The organism is Bordetella petrii (assembly GCF_020991325.1).
GTDB lineage: Bacteria > Pseudomonadota > Gammaproteobacteria > Burkholderiales > Burkholderiaceae_B > Bordetella_A > Bordetella_A petrii_E.
The window spans coordinates 1-6196 of record NZ_JAJMLX010000262.1 but is presented as its reverse complement, the minus strand read 5'-3'; the positions used below and the strand labels follow the sequence as shown (position 1 = coordinate 6196).

General features: G+C 68.2%; 6 protein-coding genes and 1 pseudogene. 3 read left to right on the top strand and 4 right to left on the bottom strand.

Features of this window, described 5'->3' with window-relative positions; genetic code table 11:
* From LPZ50_RS20220 to LPZ50_RS20210, 3 genes and pseudogenes are all read left to right on the top strand, one after another.
* Positions 1-159 (top strand): annotated as a pseudogene (locus tag LPZ50_RS20220) (thiamine phosphate synthase); the annotation flags it as partial.
* A 4-nt stretch (positions 160-163) separates the two neighbouring features.
* The gene (hemL, locus tag LPZ50_RS20215; RefSeq protein ID WP_230664339.1) at positions 164-1444 is read left to right on the top strand and encodes a glutamate-1-semialdehyde 2,1-aminomutase; all 1281 of its coding nucleotides are present in this window, start codon (positions 164-166) and stop codon (positions 1442-1444) included.
* Between the two features lie 329 nt (positions 1445-1773).
* On the top strand, positions 1774-3399 hold the full coding sequence (locus LPZ50_RS20210; RefSeq protein WP_230664337.1) for a FapA family protein: 1626 nt from the start codon (positions 1774-1776) through the stop codon (positions 3397-3399).
* 16 nt (positions 3400-3415) lie between these two features.
* Here the strand turns inward: LPZ50_RS20210 and LPZ50_RS20205 are convergent, their stop codons facing one another.
* The 4 genes from LPZ50_RS20205 to LPZ50_RS20190 all read right to left on the bottom strand — a co-directional run.
* A complete protein-coding gene (locus LPZ50_RS20205; protein ID WP_230664335.1) occupies positions 3416-3820 on the bottom strand; it encodes a RidA family protein in 405 nt (134 codons plus the stop codon).
* A 4-nt stretch (positions 3821-3824) separates the two neighbouring features.
* Complete coding sequence (locus tag LPZ50_RS20200; protein ID WP_230664333.1) at positions 3825-4247, bottom strand: acyl-CoA thioesterase; 423 nt, start codon at positions 4245-4247, stop codon at positions 3825-3827.
* 7 nt (positions 4248-4254) lie between these two features.
* Positions 4255-5895, bottom strand: a complete 1641-nt coding sequence (locus LPZ50_RS20195) for an AMP-binding protein (RefSeq protein WP_230664331.1) — start codon at positions 5893-5895, stop codon at positions 4255-4257.
* Between the two features lie 34 nt (positions 5896-5929).
* Positions 5930-6196, bottom strand: a 267-nt coding sequence (locus LPZ50_RS20190; protein ID WP_268903504.1) for an acyl-CoA dehydrogenase family protein, incomplete at its 5' end; no start/stop codon positions are given.

Genomic DNA, 6196 nt, shown 5'->3' with positions numbered 1-6196 from the left:
GCCATCGGCGGCATCACGCCCGCCAACGCGCCGCAGGTCAGCCGGGCTGGCGCCGACAGCATCGCCGTCATTGCCGGCCTGTTCGAGGCGCCCGACATCCAGGCGGCCGCCCGCGCCTGCGCCGCGGCCTTCATCGACCACCCCTACTCCAAGCCGTAACACCATGTCCAACGAACAGCTTTTCGACCGCGCCTGCCGCAGCATTCCCGGCGGCGTCAACTCGCCCGTACGCGCCTTCCGTTCGGTAGGCGGCACGCCGCGCTTCATCAAGCGCGCCCAGGGCCCTTACGTTTGGGACGAAGAAGACACCCGGTACATCGACTACGTCGGTTCGTGGGGCCCCGCCATCCTTGGCCACGCCCATCCTGAAGTGGTGCAGGCGGTGCGCGAAGCCGCGCTGGACGGCCTGTCGTTCGGCGCCCCCACCCGCGCCGAGGTCGAGCTGGCCGAAGTGCTGATCGAACGCCTGCCGTCCCTGGAACAGGTGCGGCTGGTCAGTTCCGGCACCGAAGCCACCATGACGGCCATCAGGTTGGCGCGCGGCGCCACCGGCCGCGCCAAGATCATGAAGTTCGAAGGCTGCTACCACGGCCATTCCGACAGCCTGCTGGTCAAGGCCGGCTCGGGCCTGCTGACCCTGGGCAACCCCAGCTCGGCCGGGGTGCCGCCCGAGTTCGTGTCGCACACACTGACCCTGGAATACAACAACCTGGACGCCGTCCAGGCCGCCTTCGAGCAGCATGGCGCCGACATTGCCTGCGTCATTGTGGAACCCGTGGCCGGCAACATGAACCTGATCAAGCCGGCTGCCGGCTTCCTGCAGGGCCTGCGCGAGCTCTGCACGCGCCATGGCGCCGTGCTGATCTTCGACGAGGTCATGACGGGCTTCCGGGTGGGGCCCCAGGGTGTGCAAGGCCTGACCGGCATCAAGCCCGACCTGACCACGCTGGCCAAAGTCATAGGCGGCGGCATGCCGGTGGGCGCCCTGGGCGGCCGGGCCGATGTCATGGCCCACCTGGCTCCCCTGGGCGGCGTGTACCAGGCTGGCACCCTGTCCGGCAACCCGGTGGCGGTGGCGGCCGGCCTGGCCACGCTGCGCCTGATCGGCCAGCCGGGTTTCTACGACCGCCTGGCGGCGCAAACCGCGCGCCTTACCGACGGCCTGCGGCAACGCGCCCAGGCGGCCGGGGTGCCGTTCTCGGCCGATGCCATCGGCGGCATGTTCGGCCTGTATTTCCGCGACTCGGTGCCCGCGTCGTTCGCCGAGGTATCCGCCAGCGATACCCAGGCCTTCAAGCACTTTTTCCATGCCATGCTGGACCGCGGCGTGCATTTCGCTCCGTCGGCCTTCGAAGCCGGTTTCGTGTCCGCCACCCACGATGACGCCGTCATCGACGCCACGCTCGAGGCCGCCGAGGCGGTGTTCGCGGGGATGAAGGGCTGACCCGCAGGCGCGCTGATGTCGGTGTCTGGCTCCCGCTGGGAGCCAGACACCCATGGCACGACCTTAAGCTGCCACGGCGAGTTCTCGCGGGCACTACCTGGTGTCTGGCTCCCGCCAGGGTGCCAGACACCGTTGTGCGCCGCAACAGTCTGAATAGGGCGGTGTCTGGCTCCCTGGCGGAGCCAGGCGTCCATGAACGCCTGCCACGGCGGCTAAGGTAGCACCAGGGACGCTTGGCGGGTCCGCCCTGTATATGTCTTAATATTTCTGTGTTTTACTAATTACATTTGCCGCGCCTTCCGCGCGCGGTGTTTGGCACAGGAGCAGACATGGGCAACGACCTCGGACTGCGGCTCGCGCTGGATCCCGGCACCGGGGAACTGGCCGCGGCCTATACGCCGGCCGGCGACGAAGCCGCGACAGCCCCCGCCTGGGACGACTTGGCGGCCGCCGCCCAGGCGCAGGGCTGGGGCGCCGAGGTGCTGGACCACGCCCGCGTGGCGGCCTTCCTTGCCCTGTGCCGTGACGCCATGCAGCCCGTCAGCGCGCCGGTTGGCGCAGTACATGACGGATCGCTGCGCGTCGATCTCGAGCCCGACAACATGAGCGCCCTGCTGACGCTGGTTCCGCCGCGCGGCGGCCGTCCGATAGCCCTGCCCGACATCTACGCGGCACTGGCCTTGCAGGAAATCATCGCCGGCATCGACGACGACGCCATCCGCCAGGCCGTCCAGCAGGGCCATTGCGACGATCTGCCCATCGCCCGGGGCACGCCCCCGCTCCCGGGTACTCCTACCCGCTTCGTATACCTGGTGGAAAGCCCCCTGGCCCGCGTGCATGACGACAATGCGCCAGTGGACTATCGGCAGTTGGGCAACCTGGTGCTGGTGGAGCCAGGCACGCCGCTGGTGCGGCGCGAGGCCGCCGTGCCCGGCGTTGCCGGCCAGGACGTCCTGGGCCAGCTCGTGGTGCCCGAACTCCTGCCCGACCTGCCTTTTTCCCAGGGCCTGAACGGCGTGCAGGTCGACGAACACGACCCCTGCCTGCTGCGTGCGGCAGTGGCTGGCGCCCCGATGATGCTGCCGCAAGGCGCACAGGTGAATTCCGTTGTCGAAGTGGCGGCCGTCGACCTGGACTCGGGCAATGTGGATTTCGACGGCACGCTGCGCGTCAAGGGCGACATTACCGCCGGCATGACGGTGCGCGTCGGCGGAGACGTGATCGTGGCTGGCACCGTTGAAGCCGCGCACATCCAGGCAGGCGGCAGCCTGACCGTCAATGGCGGCATCATCGGCATGGGCGAGCCGGGGGCCGGTGAACCGGCGGACGGCGTGCGCAGCGCGCGGGTGCAATGCGCAGGTTCGGTCAAGGCGCGTTTCATCGAACACGCCGACATCCAGGCCGGCCAGCAGGTCTCGGTGGAACGCGAAATCCGCCATAGCCGGATACTGGCCGGGCACAGTGTCATGGTGGGCCCGCCCGGTTCACAGCAAGGCGTGGCGCTGGGCGGCGAAATCTGTGCGCTGCATTCGGTGCGCGCGGGCACGCTGGGTTCCATGGCGGGGGTTCCCACCCTGGTGCGAGTGGGGCTGGATCCCCACGCCGATGCGCAGCGCGCCGCCCTGCGCGCCCAGCGCCAGTCGCTGGACGAAGAAACCGCCAAGCTGGAACAGGTGCTGGCTTTCCTGCAATCGCACCCCGACAAGGCCGGTGGCGGCGTCGGCGAGCGGGCCCGCAATACCTACGACAAGCTGCGCGCCGATCTGGCAAGCCTGGACCAGCAGGAAGCCGAACTGGAACGCCGCCTGCAGCCCCTGGAATCGGCGTTCATCGCCGCAGGCAAACGCTTTTACAGTGGCGTCACGCTGCAGGTGGGCGCCAAGGTCGACACCCTGCTGGAAGACTACCCCGGCGGCAGGGCCGGCCTGCAGGCCGGCCAGCTGCTCATACGCTGACGCGGCGCCCGCAATTTCAGGCCGGGATCACCGCCGTGACTTCGATCTCGACCTTGGCGCGCGCCTCTACCAGGCCCATGACCTGGAACGCCGTCATCGCCGGGAAGTGGCGGCCGATGACCTCGCGGTAGTGCTTGCCGATCTCGGGATACGCGGCCACGTACTCGCGTTTGTCGGTCACGTACCAGGTCATGCGCACGATGTGCTCGGGGCGCCCGCCGCCTTCGGCCAGGATCGCCACGATGTTCTCCAGCGTCTGGCGCACCTGCAGGGCGAAGTCGTCGGTGTCGAACTGCTGTTGTCCGTTCCAGCCCACTTGCCCGCCCACGAACACCAGCCGGTCGCCCACCGCTACCTGCGTCATCACGCCATTCGAGTACCCGCGCGGCGGCATCCAGTCGGGCGGTTGCAGAATCTTCATGGGGTCATCCTGTAATAAGAAACGCCTGCATGCGCTGGCGCAGATCGTCGGGAAGCGCGGTGGAGCGCATGGTGCGCAAGTCCACCGTCACAATGGTGAGTGTGGCGGCCAGGCGGGTATCGCCCTGCGGGCCCAGGAAACGCACGGCGGCCTCGAACGACGCGCCGCCGATGCGGCGCACGCGGAGTTCCTGGCGCAGCCTTTCATGCCAGCGGCTGGGGGCGGTGAAATCGCACTGCACCGACACCAGCGGCGTGCCGATCTTGCGGTCGACGTGCAGGGCGTGGAAAGGCAGGCCCATGCCCTTGTCGAACCATTCCTCGACAAAGTCATTGATCATTTCGAAATAGCGCGGGTAGAACACGATGCCGGCCGGGTCGCAATGCCGGAAGCGCACTTCTACCTCGCTGGCGAATGCGGTCGTCATGTCGGCCTCATGCCATCTGGCGCAACGCAAAGCGCTGCAGCTTGCCGGTTTCGGTGCGCGGCAGCGACGCCACGAAGGCGATGGCGCGCGGATACTTGTACGGCGCGATGGAAGCCTTCACGAAAGCCTGCAAGGCGGCCACCAGTTCGGGGCCGGGCTGGAAGCCGGGCTTGAGCACCACGAAAGCCTTCACCACCTGCCCGCGCTCGTCGTCGGGCACGCCCACCACCCCGCATTCGGCCACGGACTCGTGGTGCAGCAGCGCGTCTTCCACTTCGGGGCCGGCGATGTTGTATCCCGCCGAGACGATCATGTCGTCGTTGCGCGCCTGGTAAAAGAAATAACCGTCGTCGTCCTGCACAAAGGTGTCGCCGGGCAAGTTCCACCCCTGCTGCACGAAGCGGCGCTGGCGCTCATCATCAAGGTAGCGGCAGCCCGTCGGCCCCTTCAGCGCCAGGCGGCCGGGCGTGCCGTGGGGCACGGGCCGCATCTCGTCGTCGACCACGCACGCCTGGTAACCCGGCACCACCTTGCCAATGGCGCCCGGCCGCACCTGGTCGGGCGGGCTGGACACGAACACGTGGATCATCTCGGTGCCGCCGATGCCGTCGATCATCTCGATGCCGGTGGCCTGCTTCCACAATTGGCGCGTGGCATCGGGCAGGGCCTCGCCGGCGGACACGCTCTTGCGCAGCGTACCGATGTCGTACTTGCCGGCAAGCGCGGCCATCTGCCGGTAAAAAGTGGGCGCGGTGAACACGATAGTGGCGCGGAAATCCTGGACCAGTTCCAGCAGGCTGTCGGGGTTGAGCTTTTCGGCCAGCACCGTGCTGGCGCCCACGCGCAGCGGAAAACACAGCAGCCCGCCCAGGCCGAAGGTGAACGCCAGCGGCGGCGTGCCGCAGAAAATGTCGTCGGCAACGGGCCGGATCACGTGGCGCGGGAACAGGTCGCACATGGCCAGCACGTCGCGGTGGAAATGCATGCAGCCCTTGGGCTTGCCGGTGGTGCCGCTGGTGAAGGCAATCAGGCAGACGTCGTCGGCCGCGGTATCGCAGGCGGCGAAATCATCCGGCTTGGCCGCCGCCAGCGCGTCCAGCGCGTCCGGGGCCGGGTCGTTGAACAGCATGATCTGGCGCAGGCCGCCGCAGTGGTGCTGGTGTCCCTGCTCCATGCACGCCAGCGCCTCGTCGCGCAGCCGCGTGTCGCACAGCATGGCCGTGACCTTGGCCTTGTCGATGATCTGCTTCAGTTCCTTGGCGCGCAGCAGCGGCATGGTGGGCACGGTGACCAGCCCGGCCTTGATGGCGGCCAGCCACGCGGCGGCCATCATGGGGTTATTCGGACCGCGCAGCAGCAGGCGGTTGCCGGGCAGCAGCCGCATGTCTTCCACCAGCACCCGCGCGATGCGGTTGGTCAGGGCCTGCAGAGCGGCGTAGGTCATGGCGGCCGGCCCGGCGTCGCCGCGCCAGCGCAACGCCACGCGCTCGCCATGGCCTTGCGCGACCATGCCGTCGACCAGCTCCACCGCGCAATTTAAGCGCGCCGGGTAAGCCACGTCGGGGCCGTCCAGCAAGAACTCGGGCCATTCTTCCGGCGGCGGCAGATGATCCCGGGCGTAGGTATCCAGGTGTGCAGAACGTTCCATGAACTTCCCCTTGGAATGCAATGGCTGGCTGCTTTCAGTCCTTCAGCAGCTCTCTGGCAATGATCAGTTTCTGGACTTCCGTGGCGCCTTCGTAAATGCGCAGCGCCCGGATCTCGCGGTACAGCTTTTCCACCGGCATGCCCGACACCACGCCGGCGCCGCCGAACATCTGCAGGGCGCGGTCGATGACGGCCTGCGCCGACTCGGTGGCGGCCATCTTGGCCATGGCGGCCTCGCGCGTGGTGCGCGCACCCTGCACATCGCGCGCCCAGGCGGCACGGTAGGTCAGCAGCGCGGCGCC